At 70.2% G+C, this 17496-nt stretch carries 14 protein-coding genes; 6 read left to right on the top strand and 8 right to left on the bottom strand.

All coding sequences use genetic code 11. The features are described 5' to 3' along the window. Window positions 1–89: 89 nt before the first annotated feature. Both FXF51_RS30985 and FXF51_RS30980 read right to left on the bottom strand, forming a co-directional pair. Complete coding sequence (locus FXF51_RS30985; protein WP_148438228.1) at window positions 90–719, bottom strand: two-component system response regulator; 630 nt, start codon at window positions 717–719, stop codon at window positions 90–92. Between the two features lie 3 nt (window positions 720–722). Continuing rightward, window positions 723–4907 (bottom strand): HAMP domain-containing protein, encoded by a 4185-nt coding sequence (locus FXF51_RS30980; protein WP_148438227.1) that lies wholly within the window; start codon window positions 4905–4907, stop codon window positions 723–725. Window positions 4908–5379: 472 nt separating this feature from the next. On the opposite strand from FXF51_RS30980, the gene FXF51_RS30975 reads away from it, so the two are divergent. After that, window positions 5380–6570: a PP2C family protein-serine/threonine phosphatase gene (locus FXF51_RS30975; RefSeq protein ID WP_148438226.1), complete on the top strand. Its 1191-nt coding sequence runs from the start codon at window positions 5380–5382 to the stop codon at window positions 6568–6570. A 274-nt stretch (window positions 6571–6844) separates the two neighbouring features. Here FXF51_RS30975 and FXF51_RS30970 read toward each other — a convergent pair whose 3' ends face one another. The 3 genes from FXF51_RS30970 to rho form a co-directional block, all read right to left on the bottom strand. Then, window positions 6845–8611: a prolyl oligopeptidase family serine peptidase gene (locus FXF51_RS30970; RefSeq protein WP_148438225.1), complete on the bottom strand. Its 1767-nt coding sequence runs from the start codon at window positions 8609–8611 to the stop codon at window positions 6845–6847. A gap of 144 nt (window positions 8612–8755) precedes the next feature. Continuing rightward, a complete protein-coding gene (locus FXF51_RS30965) occupies window positions 8756–9796 on the bottom strand; it encodes a putative RNA methyltransferase (RefSeq protein ID WP_187414662.1) in 1041 nt (346 codons plus the stop codon). Between the two features lie 27 nt (window positions 9797–9823). Next, window positions 9824–10975, bottom strand: coding sequence for a transcription termination factor Rho (gene rho / locus FXF51_RS30960; protein WP_262379945.1), 1152 nt, complete (start codon window positions 10973–10975; stop codon window positions 9824–9826). 379 nt (window positions 10976–11354) lie between these two features. Here rho and FXF51_RS61055 point away from each other — a divergent pair, with 379 nt between their 5' ends. The 3 genes from FXF51_RS61055 (at window position 11355) to FXF51_RS30950 (ending at window position 13134) form a co-directional block, all read left to right on the top strand. Further along, on the top strand, window positions 11355–11495 hold the full coding sequence (locus tag FXF51_RS61055) for a hypothetical protein (RefSeq protein ID WP_187414661.1): 141 nt from the start codon (window positions 11355–11357) through the stop codon (window positions 11493–11495). 75 nt (window positions 11496–11570) lie between these two features. Further along, window positions 11571–12245 (top strand): MBL fold metallo-hydrolase, encoded by a 675-nt coding sequence (locus tag FXF51_RS30955; RefSeq protein ID WP_148438223.1) that lies wholly within the window; start codon window positions 11571–11573, stop codon window positions 12243–12245. A gap of 25 nt (window positions 12246–12270) precedes the next feature. After that, window positions 12271–13134, top strand: a complete 864-nt coding sequence (locus FXF51_RS30950) for a TolB family protein (protein ID WP_148438222.1) — start codon at window positions 12271–12273, stop codon at window positions 13132–13134. A gap of 4 nt (window positions 13135–13138) precedes the next feature. On the opposite strand, the gene FXF51_RS30945 is transcribed toward FXF51_RS30950, so the two are convergent. After that, window positions 13139–15040, bottom strand: a complete 1902-nt coding sequence (locus FXF51_RS30945) for a nitrate- and nitrite sensing domain-containing protein (RefSeq protein ID WP_148438221.1) — start codon at window positions 15038–15040, stop codon at window positions 13139–13141. A gap of 62 nt (window positions 15041–15102) precedes the next feature. Here FXF51_RS30945 and FXF51_RS30940 point away from each other — a divergent pair, with 62 nt between their 5' ends. Beyond that, a complete protein-coding gene (locus FXF51_RS30940; protein WP_262379944.1) occupies window positions 15103–15531 on the top strand; it encodes a hypothetical protein in 429 nt (142 codons plus the stop codon). Between the two features lie 13 nt (window positions 15532–15544). Here the strand turns inward: FXF51_RS30940 and FXF51_RS30935 are convergent, their stop codons facing one another. Next, the gene (locus FXF51_RS30935; protein WP_148438220.1) at window positions 15545–15937 is read right to left on the bottom strand and encodes a hypothetical protein; all 393 of its coding nucleotides are present in this window, start codon (window positions 15935–15937) and stop codon (window positions 15545–15547) included. Between the two features lie 73 nt (window positions 15938–16010). On the opposite strand from FXF51_RS30935, the gene FXF51_RS30930 reads away from it, so the two are divergent. After that, window positions 16011–16538: a DUF6886 family protein gene (locus FXF51_RS30930; protein ID WP_148438219.1), complete on the top strand. Its 528-nt coding sequence runs from the start codon at window positions 16011–16013 to the stop codon at window positions 16536–16538. Here the strand turns inward: FXF51_RS30930 and FXF51_RS30925 are convergent. Continuing rightward, entirely contained in the window at window positions 16504–17481 is a 978-nt protein-coding gene (locus FXF51_RS30925; protein WP_148438218.1) for a ketopantoate reductase family protein, read from the bottom strand. The genes FXF51_RS30930 and FXF51_RS30925 overlap by 35 nt on opposite strands. Window positions 17482–17496: the final 15 nt, after the last annotated feature.

Raw genomic sequence — 17496 nt, 5'->3', positions numbered from 1 at the left:
CGGCCGGGCACCCGGCCGGGCACGGCAGCCGCCCTCGCATGCGAACACCCCCGGGCGGATGGCGAGCCCCGGGGGTGGTGCGGGATACGTCAGGAGAGCGCGTCGAACCCGGCGCGCAGGTGGCTGAGCCGATCCGTCAGATCAGCGAGCGGCACGGCCAGAGCGGGGTCCTGCGACTTGCGGGCCAGCTCCCTCACCCTGGCCAGCTCGTCCTCGACGGCGGTCAGCCGCCGCGACAGCTCGGGCAGCACCGACGCGTGGTCACCGGCCCCCGGCGGCAGTTCGCCGCTGAGGCGGTCGCGGAGCATCGACCCCTGCTCGGCCAGGCGCTTGTTCATGTTGTACAGCTCGGCGAACACCGACACCTTCGCCCGCAGCACCCACGGGTCGAACGGCTTGGTCAGGTAGTCCACCGCGCCCGCCGCGTACCCGCGGAAAGCGTAGTCGGGAGCGCTGTCCACCACGGTCAGGAAGATGATCGGGATGTTGCGGGTGCGCTCCCGCCGCTTGATGTGGGCGGCGGTCTCGAAGCCGTCCATGCCGGGCATGCGCACATCCAGCAGGATGAGCGCGAACTCGGTGTTGAGCAGCGCCTTGAGCGCCTCCTCACCCGACCTGGCACGCACCGGCACCAGGTCGAGTGAGCTGAGGATGGCTTCGAGGGCGATCAGATTCTCCTCGCGGTCATCGACGAGGAGGATCTTGGCACGATCCGGCATCGATCACGACCCTTCGGATGGCGAGGCTGATGAGTCGGACGCGGAGCCCCGGCCGCGGCTGAGCCAGCCGCGCAGCCGTTCGAGCAGGCGATCCACGTCCACAGGCTTGGGCACGTAGTCGGACGCGCCCGACGCGATGGACTTCTCCCGGTCGCCGCGCATGACCTTGGCGGTCAGCGCGATGATCGGCAGGTCGGCGAACTGAGGCATGCGCCGGATGGCCGAGGTGGTGGCCCACCCGTCCATCTCCGGCATCATGATGTCCATCAGCACGAGTGCGACGTCCTCGTTCCGCTCGAGCTGCTCGATGCCCTCCCGTCCGTTCTCAGCGTAGACGACGGTGGAGCCGTGTCGCTCCAGCACGCTGGTCAGCGCGAAGACGTTGCGGATGTCGTCGTCGACGATCAGGATCTTGGCGCCGTTCAGCGGGTCGTCGCCCTGCCACTGGCTGGGCGTCTCGGCCGGCGGCTCGACCAGCTCGGGCAGCGGCAGGTCGAGCGGCAGCGGCGGCTCGGGCGTGGCCGAGCTCGGATCCTCGCTCGGCGGGGTCATGAGCTGCCTGCGCGCCGTGCCGGGGTCGGTCGCGGCCAGCGGGCCCGCGTACGAGGCCGGCAGGTAGAGCGTGAACGTGCTGCCCTTGCCCAGCTCGCTGTCCACGTGGATCTCGCCGCCGAGCAGCCGGGCGATGTCGCGGCAGATCGCCAGGCCCAGGCCGGTGCCGCCGTACTTCCTGCTCGTCGTGCCGTCGGCCTGCCTGAACGCCTCGAAGATGACCTCGCGCTTGTCGGGCGCGATGCCGATGCCGGTGTCGATCACCTGGAAGGCCAGCAGGTCGGTGGAGTCGTGCAGGCTGTCGTCGTCGAAGTCGATGCCCGGCGGGGCCATCGACACGCGCAGCTTGACCTCGCCGCGCGGGGTGAACTTCACCGCGTTCGACAGCAGGTTCCGCAGCACCTGTTGCAGACGCTGCTCGTCGGCGCGCAGCTCCTGCGGCACCTCGGGCTCGACGTCCACGCTGAACGACAGCCCCTTGTCCTGCGCGAGCGGAGCGAACGCGGCCTCCAGCAGGTCGACCATCTTGGGCAGCGACACCTGGATCGGATGGATGTCCATCCGGCCCGCCTCGACCTTCGACAGGTCGAGCATGTCGTTGATGAGCTGCAGCAGCGCCGAGCCCGCGCTGTGGATGGTGCGGGCGAACTCGACCTGCTGCGAGGTCAGGTTGCCCTCGGCGTTCTCGGTCAGCAGCTTGGCCAGCACCAGCAGGCTGTTGAGCGGCGTGCGCAGCTCGTGCGACATGTTCGCGAGGAACTCGGACTTGTAGCGCGAGGACACCGCGAGCTGCTCCGCGCGCTCCTCCAGCGTGCGGCGGGCCTGCTCGATCTGGAAGTTCTGGATCTCGATCGCGCGGTTCTGCTTGGCCAGCAGCGCCGCCTTGTCCTCCAGCTCGGCGTTGGACCTGCGCAGCTCCTCCTGCTGGCGCTGCAGCTCGTCGGAGCGCTCCTGCAGCTCGCGGGTGAGCCGCTGCGACTCGGTGAGCAGGTCCTCGGTGCGCGAGTTGGCGATGATCGTGTTCATCGTGACGCCGATGGTCTCGACGAGCTGCGTCAGGAAGTCGAGGTGCACTTCCCCGAACGGCGTGAACGAGGCCAGCTCCAGCACGCCGAGCACGCGGTTCTCGAACAGGATCGGCAGCACCACGATCTGCGCCGGCGTGGACCGGCTGAGCCCGCTGTCGATGGTGACGAACTGCGGCGGCACGTCGTCCAGCACGATGTGCCTGCCCTCGCTGGCCGCCTGGCCGACGATGCCCTCGCCGAACTCGAAGCGCTGGCGCGGGCCCCGGTCGGGGCGCACGCCGTAGCCGCCGATGAGGATGAGGTTGCGCTCGTGCTCGGGCTCGATGCTGTAGAAGGCGCCGTAGCGGGCCGAGACCAGCGGCGTCAGCTCGCTCATCGTCAGCTTGGCCACCTCCAGCAGGTCGCGGTGGCCCTGCATGAGGCGGGAGATGCGGGCCAGGTTGGACTTCAGCCAGTCCTGCTCCTGGTTGGCCTGCGTGGTCTCGCGCAGGCTGCCCACCATCGAGTTGATGTTGTCCTTCAGCTCCGCCAGCTCGCCCTGGGCGTCGATGGCGATGGAGCGGGTCAGGTCGCCGCGCGCCACGGCGCTGGTCACGGTCGCGATGGCGCGGATCTGCGTGGTGAGGCTGCCGGCCAGCTCGTTCACGCTCTCGGTGAGCCGCTTCCAGGTGCCCTCGACGCCCTCGACGCGGGCCTGGCCGCCGAGCTGGCCCTCCGTGCCGACCTCTCGGGCGACTCGGGTGACCTCGGAGGCGAACGACGAGAGCTGGTCGACCATCCGGTTGACCGTGGTCTTCAGCGCGAGGATCTCGCCCTGCGCGTTCACGTCGATCTTGCGGGTGAGGTCGCCGTTGGCGACCGCGGTGGTCACCTCGGCGATGTTGCGCACCTGGTAGGTCAGGTTGTTGGCCATGGAGTTGACGTTGTCGGTGAGGTCCTTCCAGACGCCCGACACGCCCTTCACCCTGGCCTGTCCGCCGAGCTGGCCCTCCGTGCCGACCTCCCTGGCGACTCGGGTGACCTCGTCGGCGAAGGAGGAGAGCTGGTCCACCATCGTGTTGAGGGTGTCCTTGAGCTGCAGCATCTCGCCCTGGGCGTCAACGGTGATCTTCTTCGACAGGTTGCCCTGCGCCACCGCGGACGACACGGCCGCGATCTGGCGCACCTGCGAGGTGAGGTTGTTGGCCATCGAGTTGACGTTCTCGGTGAGGTCCTTCCAGACGCCCGAGACGCCGCGCACCTGCGCCTGGCCGCCGAGCTGGCCCTCGGTGCCGACCTCGCGGGCGACTCGGGTCACCTCGGAGGCGAACGACGAGAGCTGCTCGACCATCGTGTTCATGGTGGACTTGAGCTCCAGGATCTCGCCCTGGGCGTCCACGTCGATCTTGCGGGTGAGGTCGCCGTTGGCCACGGCCGTGGTGACCTGGGCGATGTTGCGTACCTGGTAGGTCAGGTTGCGCGCCATGGAGTTGACGTTGTCGGTGAGGTCCTTCCAGACGCCCGACACGCCCTTGACCTCGGCGCGACCGCCCAGCTTGCCCTCGGTGCCCACTTCCCTGGCGACTCGGGTGACCTCGTCGGCGAAGGAGGAGAGCTGGTCCACCATCGTGTTGAGGGTGTCCTTGAGCTGCAGGATCTCACCCTGCGCGTCAACGGTGATCTTCTTTGACAAATTGCCCTGAGCCACCGCCGTCGCCACGGTCGCGATGCTGCGCACCTGCGAGGTCAGGTTGTTGGCCATGAAGTTGACGTTGTCGGTGAGGTCCTTCCAGACGCCCGACACGCCGGTCACCTGGGCCTGGCCGCCGAGCTGGCCCTCGGTGCCGACCTCGCGGGCGACTCGGGTCACCTCCTCGGCGAAGCCGGAGAGCTGGTCGACCATCGTGTTGACGGTGTTCTTCAGCTCGAACATCTCGCCCACGGCGTCGACCGTCACCTTGCGGCTCAGATCGCCCTTGGCCACCGCCGTGGTCACCACGGCGATGTCGCGCACCTGCGCCGCCACGCGGGACGACATCGTGTTCACGGCCTCGGTCAGGTCGCGCCAGCTTCCCGACATGCCGCGCAGGTTGGCGCTGCCGCCCAGCCGCCCCTCCGTGCCGGCCTCGCGCGCGACCCTCGTCACCTCGGAGTTGAACAGCGCGAGCTGGTCGACCATGCCGTTGATGGCCTTGCCCAGCCGGCGCACCTCGCCGCGCGCCGAGCGGTCGAGGTCGATGCGCCGGGACAGGTCGCCCTTGGCCACCGCGTCGATGACGTCGGCCGCGCCGCTTACCGGGCTCACCAGCGCGTCGATGAGCATGTTCACCGACTCGACGCTCTCCGCCCACGCGCCGACACCCGGCCCGGGCGTCAGCCGCTCGCCGAAGCGACCTTCCTTGACCACTTCTTTGCGTACGCGTGACAGCTCGTTGGCCAGGTGCTCACGCCGGTCGGCCACTTCGTTCAGCAGCAGCCGCACCTCGCTGAGGATTCCAGGAGGCGCGTGAGGAACCCGACGCCGGAAGTCTCCGTCACGCCAAGAGAAGAGAGTCTCCAGGATGGGAACGAGATCCGATTCGGTGTAAGTCCTCTCCTCGGGGCTTAGAGCGGCCTTGGCCGTGGTCATGGGGCCTCCTTCACCCGCCGTCGCCGCGCGGCGAGTGATTCAAGTCTGTCACGATGAGTAGCTCGTAGTCCTGTCCTTGGATTTACCCCAAGTCAGCGGGAAGTGTGGTAGGCACGTTGGGATGACTGCTTCTCCCCATGCGGTGCTGGCTGCGACGTTCGCGCCCGGCGAGACCGCTGTGACGGCTGCGATGAGGTTCACACGCGAGGTGATGACCGCGTGGGCCACCGGCGGCGTGCTCCATACCGCCGAGCAGGTCGCCGCGGATCTGGCCGAGCAGGTCGCTGACGAGCCGTTTGAGGTGATTTGGAAGCATTTCGGGGACGCAGTCCAGGTTGAGCTGCGGCAGCGAAACCTATCCCACGGTGATCCGAAGGCTCCTTCCGTCAACGTCGAGGAGTGGGGAGTCACCTTTGCGGGCGATTCCCGTGTCCATTGGGCAAGGCTCACGCTACCCGGCTCCGCGGACCGGGTGGCCGCCGAATGGCTGCAGGAGAGCAGCCGCGGGCCACATTGGCTGGGGTTTCTCGCCGATGCCAGCGACCTGCTCGCCGGCACGCTCGACCCCGACATGGTGCCGGCGATCATCGCGCAGGTCGTGGTGCCGCGGCTGTCGAGCTGGTGCGCCGTCTACACCTCTGACAACTCCGGGCCGCTGCGCCTGACCTACCTCTGGCACGCCGACGAGGCCAGGATCGACGGCCTGCGCGAGCAGCTCGCCGACATGGCCATCGACGCCGCCGACACCCGCGTCACCTCCATGATCCACCTGCCCGAGTCGCAGGTGCTGGCCGTGCCGCTGATGGCGCGCGGCCGCAGCCTCGGCATGATGTGCCTGGGCCGGCCCGACCGTTTCCCCGACGAGGTCATCCAGTTCGCCGAGGACATCGGCCGGCGCGCCGCGCTGGCCATGGACAACGCCCGGCTCTACGCCCAGCAGGCCGCCGCCAACCGCGCCCTGCAACGCAGCCTGCTCCCGCCGAACGAGCCCGAGGTGCCCGGCCTCGACTACGGCGTCATCTACGAGCCCGCCGGCGAGGTCAACGAGGTCGGCGGCGACTTCTACGACCTGTTCAAGGCGACCGACGACTCCTGGCGCTTCGCCATCGGCGACGTCTGCGGCACCGGCCCCGAGGCCGCCGCCGTGACCGGCCTGGCCCGCCACACGTTGCGGCTGCTGGCCCGCGAGGGGTACGGCGTGGCGGCCGTGCTCGGACGGCTCAACCAGGCGATCCTGGAGGAGGGCGAGCGGGCGCGGTTCCTCACGCTCCTGCACGGTGACATCACACCCGTGCCGGACGGGCTGGAGGTGCGGCTGGTGTCGGCCGGGCATCCCGAGGCCCTGCGGCTCAAGCCGAGCGGCAAGGTCGAGGCGGTGACCACGCCGCAGTCGTTGCTCGGGGTGTTCCACGAGGTCGTGTTCGAGGCCGACACCATTCACCTCGATCATGGGGATGTGCTGCTGGCCGTGACCGACGGGGTGACCGAGCGGCGCTCCGGCGGGCGGCTGCTCGATGACGACGGCGGGCTGGCCAAGCTGCTGGCCGAGTGTGCGGGGCTGTCGGCCAGGGCGGTGGCCGAGCGCATCCGCAGGGGTGCGGCGGAGTTCGCGGCCGAGCCCAGCGCCGACGACCTGGCCATCGTGGTCCTGCGCGCCCGCTGAGTGCCTTTGCGCGCCCGCTGAGCGCCTCTGTGCGCCCGCTGAGCGGCTCTGCGCGCGCGCCGAGCGGTCCTGGGCGCCCGCTGGACGGTGTCGCGCGCCTGCCGAGCCTGAGCCGTGTCGCAGGCCCGCTGGGCGGTGCTGGGCGCCCGCCGAGCCCGAAGTAGTGCTGGTCAAGGTGCGCCTTCCGGCTGACTACGGGTGGCGCGATGATGACAGGCGCGTCGCCCGACCGTCAAGGGAACGAGTCAGGATCCCCGGCGCGCCGTGTCAAACGTCACGGCGCGCCCACGTGCTTGCGCGCGAAGTCGAGCTGCAGCGCCGTCTGTGCGATCCGCTCGGAGACCACGAGCGAGCCCCGGATGGCGTCGTAGGTGTAGACCTCGTGATGCCGCCCGTGCTCCTCGAGCTTGGTGACGTACTTCTCGATCTGCCGCAGCGGGCACCGCGTGTCGTTCTCGCCCGCGAGGATCAGCAGCGGGCTCTTGACCTGGTCCACGTAGGTGATCGGGGAGCTGGCCGCGTACCGTTCCGGCTGCTCGTCGGGCGAGCCGCCGAGCAGGGCGCGGTGGTAGGCGCGCAGGCTCTCGGCCTCGTCCTCGTAGGAGGTCTGGTGGCAGGCGATCGGCACCGCGGCGATGCCGCACGCCCACAGGTCGGGCTGGGTGCCGAGGCCGAGCAGCGTCAGGTAGCCGCCCCAGGCGGTGCCGGCGAGCACGGTCTTGCCCGGGTCGGCGATGCCGTGGTCGACGACCCACTGCCGGACGGCGGCCACGTCGGCCAGCTCGATGTGGCCCACGTCGCCGCGCAGGGCGTCCCGCCAGGCGGAGCCGTAGCCGGTGGAGCCCCGGTAGTTGACCCGTACGACCGCGAACCCGGCGTCCACCCAGGCGGCCACCGTCGGCGAGAACGCGTCGCGGTCGTGCGACGTCGGGCCGCCGTGCAGCAGGAAGACCGTGGGGTGCGGGGCCGTGCCGACCTCCGGCTTGGAGACCAGCGCGTGGATGCGGCCGGCCTCGCCCTCGACGTCGATGTCCTCCACCGGGACGCTCGGCGGGGCCGGCGGGCCGATGGGGTTGACCACGACCTGGCCGTTGCTCGACCGGACGACCGGCGGGCGCGAGGCGCTGGACCAGGAGTACTCGACGTGCCCGCCGGGCCGGGGCGTGGCCTCGTCGATCACGCCGTGCGGCGTCTCGATCGGGGTCAGGCCGCCGCCGCCCAGGTCGTAGCGGTGCAGGTAGCTGCGGGCGCGGTCGTCGCGCAGGATGAGCAGGCCGCGGCCGTCGTCGTACCACTCGGCGTCGAGCTCGCCCGGGTCGCGCAGCCAGATCTCGCGCTGCTCGCCCGTCACCGGGTCCCAGACCAGGGGCTCGTGGCGGCTGCGGCGCTCGTGCAGGGCGAGCAGGCGGCGGTCGCCGGGGACGGGGGCGAAGCTGAGGCCGACCACGCCCTTGGCAGGGCCGTCGTGCAGCTCGCCGACGACGTGGCCGTTCTGGCGGACGACGCGCAGCGCCGGGTGCCTGAAGTCGCCGTACTCGCCGTGGTTGATGGCGATGAGGGAGCCGTCGAGGGACATGGCGGCGACCCAGGCGGCCTCGGTGTGCTCGTAGAGCGTGTCGGCGGGCTGGCCGGGGCGTACCAGGTGGATGCGGAAGGTGCCCTCGCCGGCCACGCTGATCGCCGCGACGCCGGTCGTGGACAGCGCGATGCCGCCGGGCTGGCCCGGCGGCAGGTCGGGGGCGAGGGGCTCGTCGGCGCCGCCGGTGAACGGCTGGCGCCACCAGCCGCCGTACTCGTCTCCGTCGGTGTCGGCGAACCAGTGGATCCACTGCCCGGTGGGGTCGATCGCGGCGTACGCGGTGCCCTTGGGCTGGTCGGTGACCTGGCGGGTGGCACCGGTCACACGGTCCCAGGCGTAGACCTCCCACTTGCCCGTGGCGTTGGAGCGATAGATGGAGCGGTTCGGGGCTTGGCGCGCCCAGGCAGGCAGCGTCATGCGCGACGCCCGGAACCTGGCCTGCCAGCGTTCCTCCGCCTTCATCCGGCGCGCCCCCTCCCGTTGATGTCCCGCGCCTCCAGGCCCGGGATGCCGTCCAGTATTGCGCCTGTGCCGGGGAAATACTCCGAGAATGTGGGGGAATTTCGGACTAAATGCCCCATCAGTAACACCAGTCGCACATGCCCGTCAAGGAACAGGTCTTGATCGGTGTGCCGGCTCGAAGATAGACAGATGAAACGCGGCGCGCGTTACTACTTTTTGCTGTCTTTTCGCGACATTTCGGGATACAACTGCGGCGATTCGCTCATCAAGCGTGTTCGCCTGGTGATGCCACGCACTCGGGCCCATCCCGACGACCTGGGCGATGTCGTCATGCCCCAGCTCCATCTCGAACTCGATCGAGCGCCGCGCCGTCTCGGTGAAACCCTCCAGGCTCCGCGCGACCCTGCGTTCCTTCTCCTCGTCGACGGAGAGCAGCCCGAGCTCCTCGACGAGCGGGCTGAGATGCTCCGGTGCCGGCGTGACCACCACCGCGGCGCCTTCCGGCCGCAGCACGCGCCGGAACTCGGGCCCGTTCCTGGGCGCGAAAACGTCGATCACCACGTCGGCCACCCCGCTCCCGATCGGAAGCGGACGCCACACGTCGGCCACGAACGCCCCTGCCCTGGGATGCACCCGCGCCGCCCGGCGTACAGCGTGCTTCGACACATCGAACGCCATCCCGATGCCATCGTTCACCTCGTTGAGCACGGCCGCCAGGTAGTGCCCTGTGCCCGTGCCCGCGTCGACGATCACCGGCGCGGTCCTGCCCTCCGCGCGATGCCCCTCGGCGACTTCCGGCTCCCGCCCGCCGTCCGCAGCCGGCGCGCCGTGACCGGCCTCCACTCCCGCCCCACGGTACGCCTTCGTTTCCGCGCCGTCATTCGTTTCGGTAGAGGACTCATGTTTTCCTGGAACGTTCTCCCGCACCAGGTGTTCGCGCACCGCCTGCGCCACCGCGTCCGCCAGCGGGGCGTAGTGACCCTTGTCGAGGAAGGCCGCCCTGGCGGCCACCATCTCGGGAGTGTCGGCGGTGCCCGGCTGCCCCGAGCCGGTGAGCAGGCTCACGTAACCCTGCTTGGCCACGTCGAAGGCATGGTTGCCGGCGCATCGCACGGTCGCGCCCGCCAGGTGCAGGTCGGCGCCGCAGACGGGGCAGATGAGGTATTCGACGATGTCAGCCAGCATGGGGCCATTGTGGTGCACGGCCGCGCGTCAGGCCGCGTTGGCCGCTTCGAGGAGGAAGGCGGCGTTGGACGGGGTGGAGCGGAGCTTGTCCACGAGGATCTGCATGCCCTGCTGCTTCTCCAGCGCCGTGAGCATGCGCCGCAGCCGCCACACCACCTCCTGCTCGGCGGAGTGCATCAGGATCTCCTCGCGCCTGGTCCCGGAGGCGTCGAGGTCCACGGCGGGGAACAGGCGGCGCTCCGCCAGCTCGCGGACGAGGTGCAGCTCCATGTTCCCCGTCCCCTTGAACTCCTCGTAGAGGTTGTTGTCCATCCGCGACCCGGTGTCCACCAGAGCCGTGGCCAGGATGGTCAGCGAGCCGCCGCCCTCCACGTTGCGGGCCGCGCCGAAGAAGCGCTTGGGCGGGTAGAGCGCGCGGGCGTCGATGCCGCCCGTCAGCACGCGCCCGCTGCCGGGCGGCGTGACGTTGTTGTACGCGCGCCCCAGCCGCGTCAGCGAGTCGAGCAGCACGACCACGTCGCGCCCCGACTCGACGAGGCGCTTGGCGCGCTCGACGGCCAGCTCGGCCAGCGTGGTGTGGTCGCGGTCCGGGTGGTCGAAGGTCGAGGAGAAGATCTCGCCGTCGATGGTGGCGCGCATCTCCGTGACCTCCTCGGGACGCTCGCCCACCAGGACGACCATGAGGTGGACCTCCGGGTGGTTGCGGGTGATCCCGGCGGCCAGCGCCTGGAGGACCATGGTCTTGCCGGCCTTGGGCGGCGCCACGATGAGGCCGCGCTGCCCCTTGCCGATGGGCGCGAACAGGTCGATCACGCGGGTGCTGAGCGACTCGGTCTCGATGCTCAGCCGCTCGGTCGGATGTACGGGTGTGAGCTGGTCGAACCGGGGCCGGTCACGCCACGAGGTGGCGCCGTTGACCGTCTCGACCCGCATCAGTTTGTTGCCGGCGAAGGACGCGGTGACGTGGTCACCGGGACGCAGGTCCCACTGGCGTACCTTCTCGGGTGTCAGGCGTACGTCGCCCGGCCCCGGCAGGTGGCCCGCCCGGATGAACGCGGACTTGTCGCGTACGTCCAGGAGGCCGTCCACCTGGCGGAGCGGCTCGGCGGCACGCTGCTCAGGAATGGTGTGCACAGACATGATGAGCCCCTTGGGGGAGATGCGCCGGACGCCTCGCACGAGGACCGGCGGGTGATGAAGGAAAGGAGGCCGGGGCTCTCACGAAGAGGAGGGCCGGGGCCGACTTTGGAAGATCAGGCGGAGCTGAAGCTCAACGCCTGGTGGCAAGATACCACACCGTCCGACCCATACAACGCCTAGCCCTCTTGGGCTATTCCTGGGCTGTTATCGGCGCTTCGCCCGCGCATCGGGGACGCGGCGCGTGACAATGTTCTTCTCGGCAGCGCGCAGCGAGGAAAATTACCGCGCCCGGTGTGCCGAGCAGCACAGAACCCCCGTCGGTGCAGCGTCATCGTGTCAAGTGGCATGCAGGGTCCCTGCAACTCGGTGAGGGTTCCATAGGGACGAAACAGAAAAAACTCCTTGGGGGAGCACCATCATGAAGACCGTCAACTGCCCGCGGTGCCACAGCGAACTCGACGAAGGCCCGATCATGTACCGGTGCGCGAGCTGCTGCCGCGCCGTCTACGCCGCCGACCTCGAGAACGAGTACGTTCCTGCGCAGCCCGTGGCCGCCTAGTCTGGGCGAGTGCCGCATCAACCGATAACCGTGTCAGGCGTCGAGATCACACCTCTCTGCGACGCCGTGGGCCCCATGGGAGCGGCGATCCGCCGCCCGCCGGCCGAGACGTTCCCCGGCTCCGATCTCCCGGACGAGCCGTGGGTCCTGCACTTCCACTGCTACCTGGTCCGCGACGCCGCGGATCGGCTGACGCTGGTCGACACCGGCATCGGCGGGGCGGGCTCGCCCGCGTCGAGCTGGGCGCCCGTTCCCGGCACGCTGGCCGGTGAGCTGGCCGCCGCCGGCGTCACGCCCGCCGAGATCGGCACCGTCGTCCTCACGCACCTGCACAGCGATCACGCCTCGGGCGCGGTCGCCGATGGCCGGCCGATGTTCGACAACGCCCGCTACGTGGTGCAGCAGGCCGACCTGGACGTCGTCAGGGGCCCGGTGCTGGACGACGTCATCACCGTCATCAAGGCGCAGCTCCACGTCGTCGACGGCGACGCCGAGGTGGCGCCCGGCGTGCACGTCAGGCACACGCCGGGGCACACGCCCGGCCACCAGATCGCCAGGGTCGGCGAGGTGGCCATGACGGGCGACCTGGTGCTGCACCCCGTGCAGCTCGACGACCCCAGCCTGCCCTACGTCTACGACGACGACCAGGAGACCGCCACGCGCAGCAGGACCGAGGTGCTGGCCGCGCTGCGGGCCGAGCGGGCGATCCTGGCCACCGCGCACTTCAGCGAGCCGTTCCTGCGTCTGTGATCAGGCTCGGGCACCATGTCGTGTCATGAAGACTCTCGTTGCGGCAGGTGCCGTCGCGCTCCTGACCACCTCGCTCCCGGCGTCGGCCGCCGCACCCGAGCTGTCCGGAGCCGCCGTCTACGCCACCGCCTCCGGTAACCAGCTCAACAGGTACGAGGACGGCGACTGGAGCACGATCGCCAAGTCGGGCTCCATGCCCCAGTACGCCGCCTCCCCCGACGGCAGGAAGGCGGCCTGGGTGACGACGGGCGGCAAGCTCCAGGTCAGGGATGGCGCGAAGACCACCACGATCGTCAGCGGGCTGCAGGGCGGCACGCCGTGCCTGACCCCGGTCTGGTCCGCCGACTCCAAGCAGGTGGCGTACACGCAGGGCGGCGACACGATCATGGCCGTCAAGGCCGACGGCAGCGCCGCCCCGCGCAGGCTCGGCAGGTCGGCGGGCGTGTGCCACCTCGCCTGGTCCGCCGACGGCCGGTACGTCGCGGGCTACACCGGCGAGGCGAACGCCCTCTACCGGCTCGACGTCAAGACCGGCAAGGCGGCCAGGGCGAAGGGCGTCACGTGGATCACCCACGTGCAGAGCCTGTCGCCGAACGGCCGCAACGCCGTCGTGGAGGTCCCGGCCAACCCTGACACCCTGGGCGACGGCAGCTGGCCGACGGCGTTCAAGCCGGTCGTCCTCGACATGGTGACGGGCAAGAAGCGCGCGCCCGCGGTCAAGGGCAAGCTGATCGGCGCCCTGTACCTGAAGGACGGGCGGATGGTCGTCCGGGTCGCGGGCGCCTCCCACAACACGCTGGTCGTGCTCGACGGCGCGGGGAAGGAGACGCAGCGCATCGCCGAGCCCGCCAAGGCCAGGAAGCAGGCGCTTCTGCAAGTTCTTCCCTAGGGGCTCACCTGCCGGCCAGCGCGGGCTGGTCGGCGAGCAGGGCGGCCGGCAGGGCCACCACCGCGGTCAGGCCGCCGTACGGCGAGGGCACCAGGGCGACCTTGATGCCGTGCCTGGCCGCGAGCCTGGAGACGACGAACAGCCCGAGCCGGTCGCTCTGCGCCAGGTCGAACTCGGGGGTGTTGGTCAGCCGGTCGTTCAGCTCGTCCAGCTCGGTGCGCGGCAGGCCGAGGCCGCGGTCCTCGACCTCGACGACGAGGCCGTGCGGGGTGACGGAGCTGCGCACGTCCACCCGGGTCTGCGGCGGCGAGAAGAGGGTGGCGTTCTCGATCAGCTCGGCCATCAGGTGGGCGACGTCGGTGACCACCGAGCCGAGCAGCGCGACGGGCGGCGGCTGCATCACCTCGACCCGCTCGTACTCCTCGACCTCGGCCACGGCGGCGCGCAGCACGTCGAGGACCGGCACCGGGTTGCGCCAGCCGCGGCCCGGCGCCTGGTCGGAGAGGATGATCAGGCTCTCGGCGTGCCTGCGCATGCGCGTGGTCAGGTGGTCGAGCTTGAACAGGTCGGCCAGCGTCTCCGGCGCCTCCTCGGCCCGCTCCATGCTGTCGAGCTGCAGGAGCTGCCGGTGCAGCAGCGACTGGTTGCGCCTGGCCAGGTTGACGAAGACCTGGCTGACGCCGTGGCGCAGCCTGGCCTGGTCGACGGCGGCCTCGACGGCCGTCGACTGCACGTCGTTGAAGGCGCGGACGATGTCGGCGACCTCGGAGGTGTGCGCCTTGACCTCCAGCGGCGCCACCTCGGCGGCCGTCGGCGGCTCGGTGTTCGTGCGCAGCCGCTTGACCAGCCCCGACAGCCGTACCTCGGCCAGCTCGGTGGCCGCGTCACGCAGCCCGGCCAGCTCGCGGACCAGGCGCTTGCGGAAGCGCAGCGAGAGCAGGATCGAGGCGATGACCGCGATGAGACCCACACCGCCCGCCACGCCGATCTTGACGAGCATGCCGACGGCGGTCGGCGTCACCCGGCTCACGATGCCCTGGGTGGCCTTGGCCTGGTTGCGTTCGACGGCGGCCCACAGGTTCTGGGCGTCGATGGGCCAGGTGGCCGCGCCCGCGGGCAGCCCGTTGACGGCCGCCTGCCCCTTGATGGCGTCCTCGGTCCGCAGGAACTCCTCGTAGACGGGCGAGTCGGCCATCTTGCCGTACGGTCCGCGCAGGCTGCCGTCGAGGTGCGACAGCGCCTGGGAGAACAGCAGCCGCCTGGTCGCGACCATCCCCGTGAACGCCTCGCGCTCGCGCGGCTCGACCCGGCCGGTGGCGAGCACGATCGCGATGACCGCGCGCTCCCTGGAGAGCACCTCCTTGGCCTCGCCGAGCATGGTGACCGCGCGGCCCTGCTGGTAGAGGGCCATGTCGGGAACCAGGATCATGGCGTCGTACATGCGGAAGGAGGCGTCCACGATCTGGCTGTAGCCGTCGATGACGTCGAGTGGCGCGACGAGCGTGCCGTCCACTTCCTTGCGCACGTCGGCGAGCTGGTCGAGCTTGAGGTTCAGGGCGCGCAACTGCGTGGTCATCTCGGGTGAGAGGTCGCGCAGGTTACCGGCCAGCGAGCGGAAGGTCTTCACGGCCCGGTCGGTGCGCCCGCGCTGCTCGGCCATGGCGGCCGTGCCCTGCCCGGTCACCAGGAACTCCACCGAGGCCAGCCGCTCCTTCTGCAGCTCGATGTTGACGGTCTCCGACGGTTGCGCCAGGTTGGTCGCCAAATCGGTGATCGACAACAGGCGCATGCCGGCTCCGCCGGTCAGGCCCGCCGCGAACGCCCACAGACCCACCAGGGAGAGCAGGGGAACGAGCAGGAGGATGAGCAGTTTCAGCGCGATGGGGCGGCCACGCGTGGGGGGCATGCGACCTCCGGGTGCATGATGAGATCGCCTCGCAGAGTACACCCCCCTTTGGAAGGATTTCTGTGCGTCTTCCGCGTTCTTTCTCCGGCTGGACCATCGCGGTCTTCGGATTCCTCGCCTTCGCACTCGGTCTGCTCGGGCTGATCTCGCCCGACACGCTGCTGGCCATGCTGGGATTCGAGGTGCTCGACGAGCGTCCCGCCGGGGACTACACGCTGGTCTATATGGCCGCCAGCTCGATGGCGGCCGTGAACATGGGCGTCTACTACCTGTTCGCCGCCTCGCACGACTACACCCCGTTCTTCCGCTGGACCGTGCCGTTCAGGCTCGTCACGTTCGCGGTCTTCACCACGCTGGTCCTGACGGGAGCGGCGCCGGGCAAGTTCTTCGGCGTCGGGCTCTGGGAGGGGCTGGGAGCGGTGATCACCGGATTCGCGCTCTGGCGGGAGGGCAAGCTGGTGCCCTCCCGCCAGAGCGCGAACGCGGTCTGACGGTGCCTGCGCCCTAGCTCCGGTTCTCGCCGCGGGCGACGAGACGGTCACCGGAGCGGTCGCTGAGCGCGTGCTCGGTCTGAGCTTGCTCAGCCTGCGCGTGCTCGCGCTCCAGCTTCCGCTCCAGGTCTCGCTTCTCGCCCTCCAGCCGGGCGACCCGGTCGGAGGCCTCGGCCCTGGCGCTGCGCAGTCGGCGGCGCTGCTTGGCGGTCCTGCGCGATCCCGAGCCCAGCATCCACAGTCCCAGCAGCAGGACGGCCGCGGCGGCCGCCCCCGCGAGGAACATCTCCACGTGGTTGGGCTCGAAGGTGTAGCCGAACAGGATGTACCTGGCGCTCTCCTCGGTGAGCACCAGAGCGACAGCAGCGCCGGCGAGCAGGATCAGGAGAACTCCCAGTACGATCATCCAACTCACCCCTTGTCGTAAGAGGCGTTTCCTCTGCCCGTAGATCGGCCGGGTATGCGCGATGATGGCGTCCATGAGACCCGAGCGGGGCGAGGTCCTGCACTTCTCCGAAGATCCGACGATCGAGCGCTTCGTGCCGCACGTGGCGGTGACCAGCAGAGAGAGCGAGCCGTACGTGTGGGCGGTCGGCTACGACCGGTGCCCCGACTACTGGTTCCCCAGAGCCTGCCCCCGCGCGCTGGCCTGGCGCGGGCCGCGCACCACAGAGGAGGACGCGGCCCGGATCATCGGCGCCGGGTGCGGCGAGCGGGTGCACGCCGTCGAGTACTGCTGGCTGAAGGCGCTGATGGACGTGCGCCTGTTCGCCTACCGCCTGCCCGCCTCCGGCTTCAAGCCCATCGGCGACCCGCCGCACGCCGTGGTCTCCAGGGGGCCGGTGATTCCGCTCGGCCCGCCCGAGCCGGTGGGCGACCTGTTCGAGCTGCACGAGCAGGCGGGGATCCAGCTCAGGGTGCTGGACAACCTGTGGCCGTTCTGGAACCAGGTGACGGCCAGCAGTCTGGAGTTCAGCGGGATCCGGCTGCGGAACGCGCGTCGATGAGGGACCGCAGGGTCTCCAGCGGCATCGAGCCTGGCGCCTGCTTCTCGCGGGCGAACCTGTTGGCCTCGCGCCGCAGCGTCTCGTTGACCGGGGTGGCCAGCCCGTGCTCGCGGCCCAGCAGGACGATCTCGCCGTTGAGGTAGTCGGCCTCGATCGAGCCGGCGGCCCTGGCCAGGCTCTGCCACGACGACCCGCCGCTGCGGGTGACGCCCTCGATCTCGCGCGCGTCGACCTTGTTGCCGCGTACCGCGGCCTCCTCCTCGGGGCTGGTGTACGCGATGCCGGCGCGCTCCAGCACGGCCGTGGCCTCGGCCTTGGCGCGCTCGGCCACCTCGGCCGTGGCGGGGCCGCCGCCGAGGAGGGCCTGGGCGGCGTTGCCCAGGTTGCTGAGGAGCTTGGCGTACTTCCAGCGCATCACGTCGGGCACGGCCCGTCCGATGAGGCCGCGCTTGCTCAGGTCGTCGGCGATCCGCTCGGCGAGGCCGTCGTCGTCCACACCCTGTGGATAGCGGCCGACGTGCAGTATGCCGGAGTAGGGGTGGCCGTGGGCGGCGATGGCGCCGGGCTGGGGGATCTGTGCGGGCAACCACACGCACATGCCGTAGACACGCTCGAACCGCCGCAGGACCATGCGCTCGTTGGCGACGCCGTTCTGGGCGCACACCACGGGCAGGTCGGCCGGCCAGGGCGCGAGCGCGGCGATCGTGTCCTGCGACTTGGTCGCCAGGATGAGCACGTCGTCATCGCGCGTGGGCACGGGGCCGTCGGCGGCGGGGATGTCCAGGGTCTCGGAGGACTCGGGGGTGATCAGTCGCAGGCCGTCGCGCCGGAGGGCCTCGTAGTGGGCTCCTCTCGCGATGAGCAGGACCTCGTGCCCGCCTTGATACAGGCGGGCGCCGATGGTTCCCCCGACTGCTCCTGCTCCGATCACTATGTAGCGCATTGTTCGAGGATGTCA

Origin of the sequence: Nonomuraea sp. PA05, assembly GCF_008086045.1 — a bacterium.
Classification (GTDB): Bacteria; Actinomycetota; Actinomycetes; order Streptosporangiales; family Streptosporangiaceae; genus Nonomuraea; species Nonomuraea monospora.
This window is presented reverse-complemented; position numbering and strand designations above follow the sequence as displayed.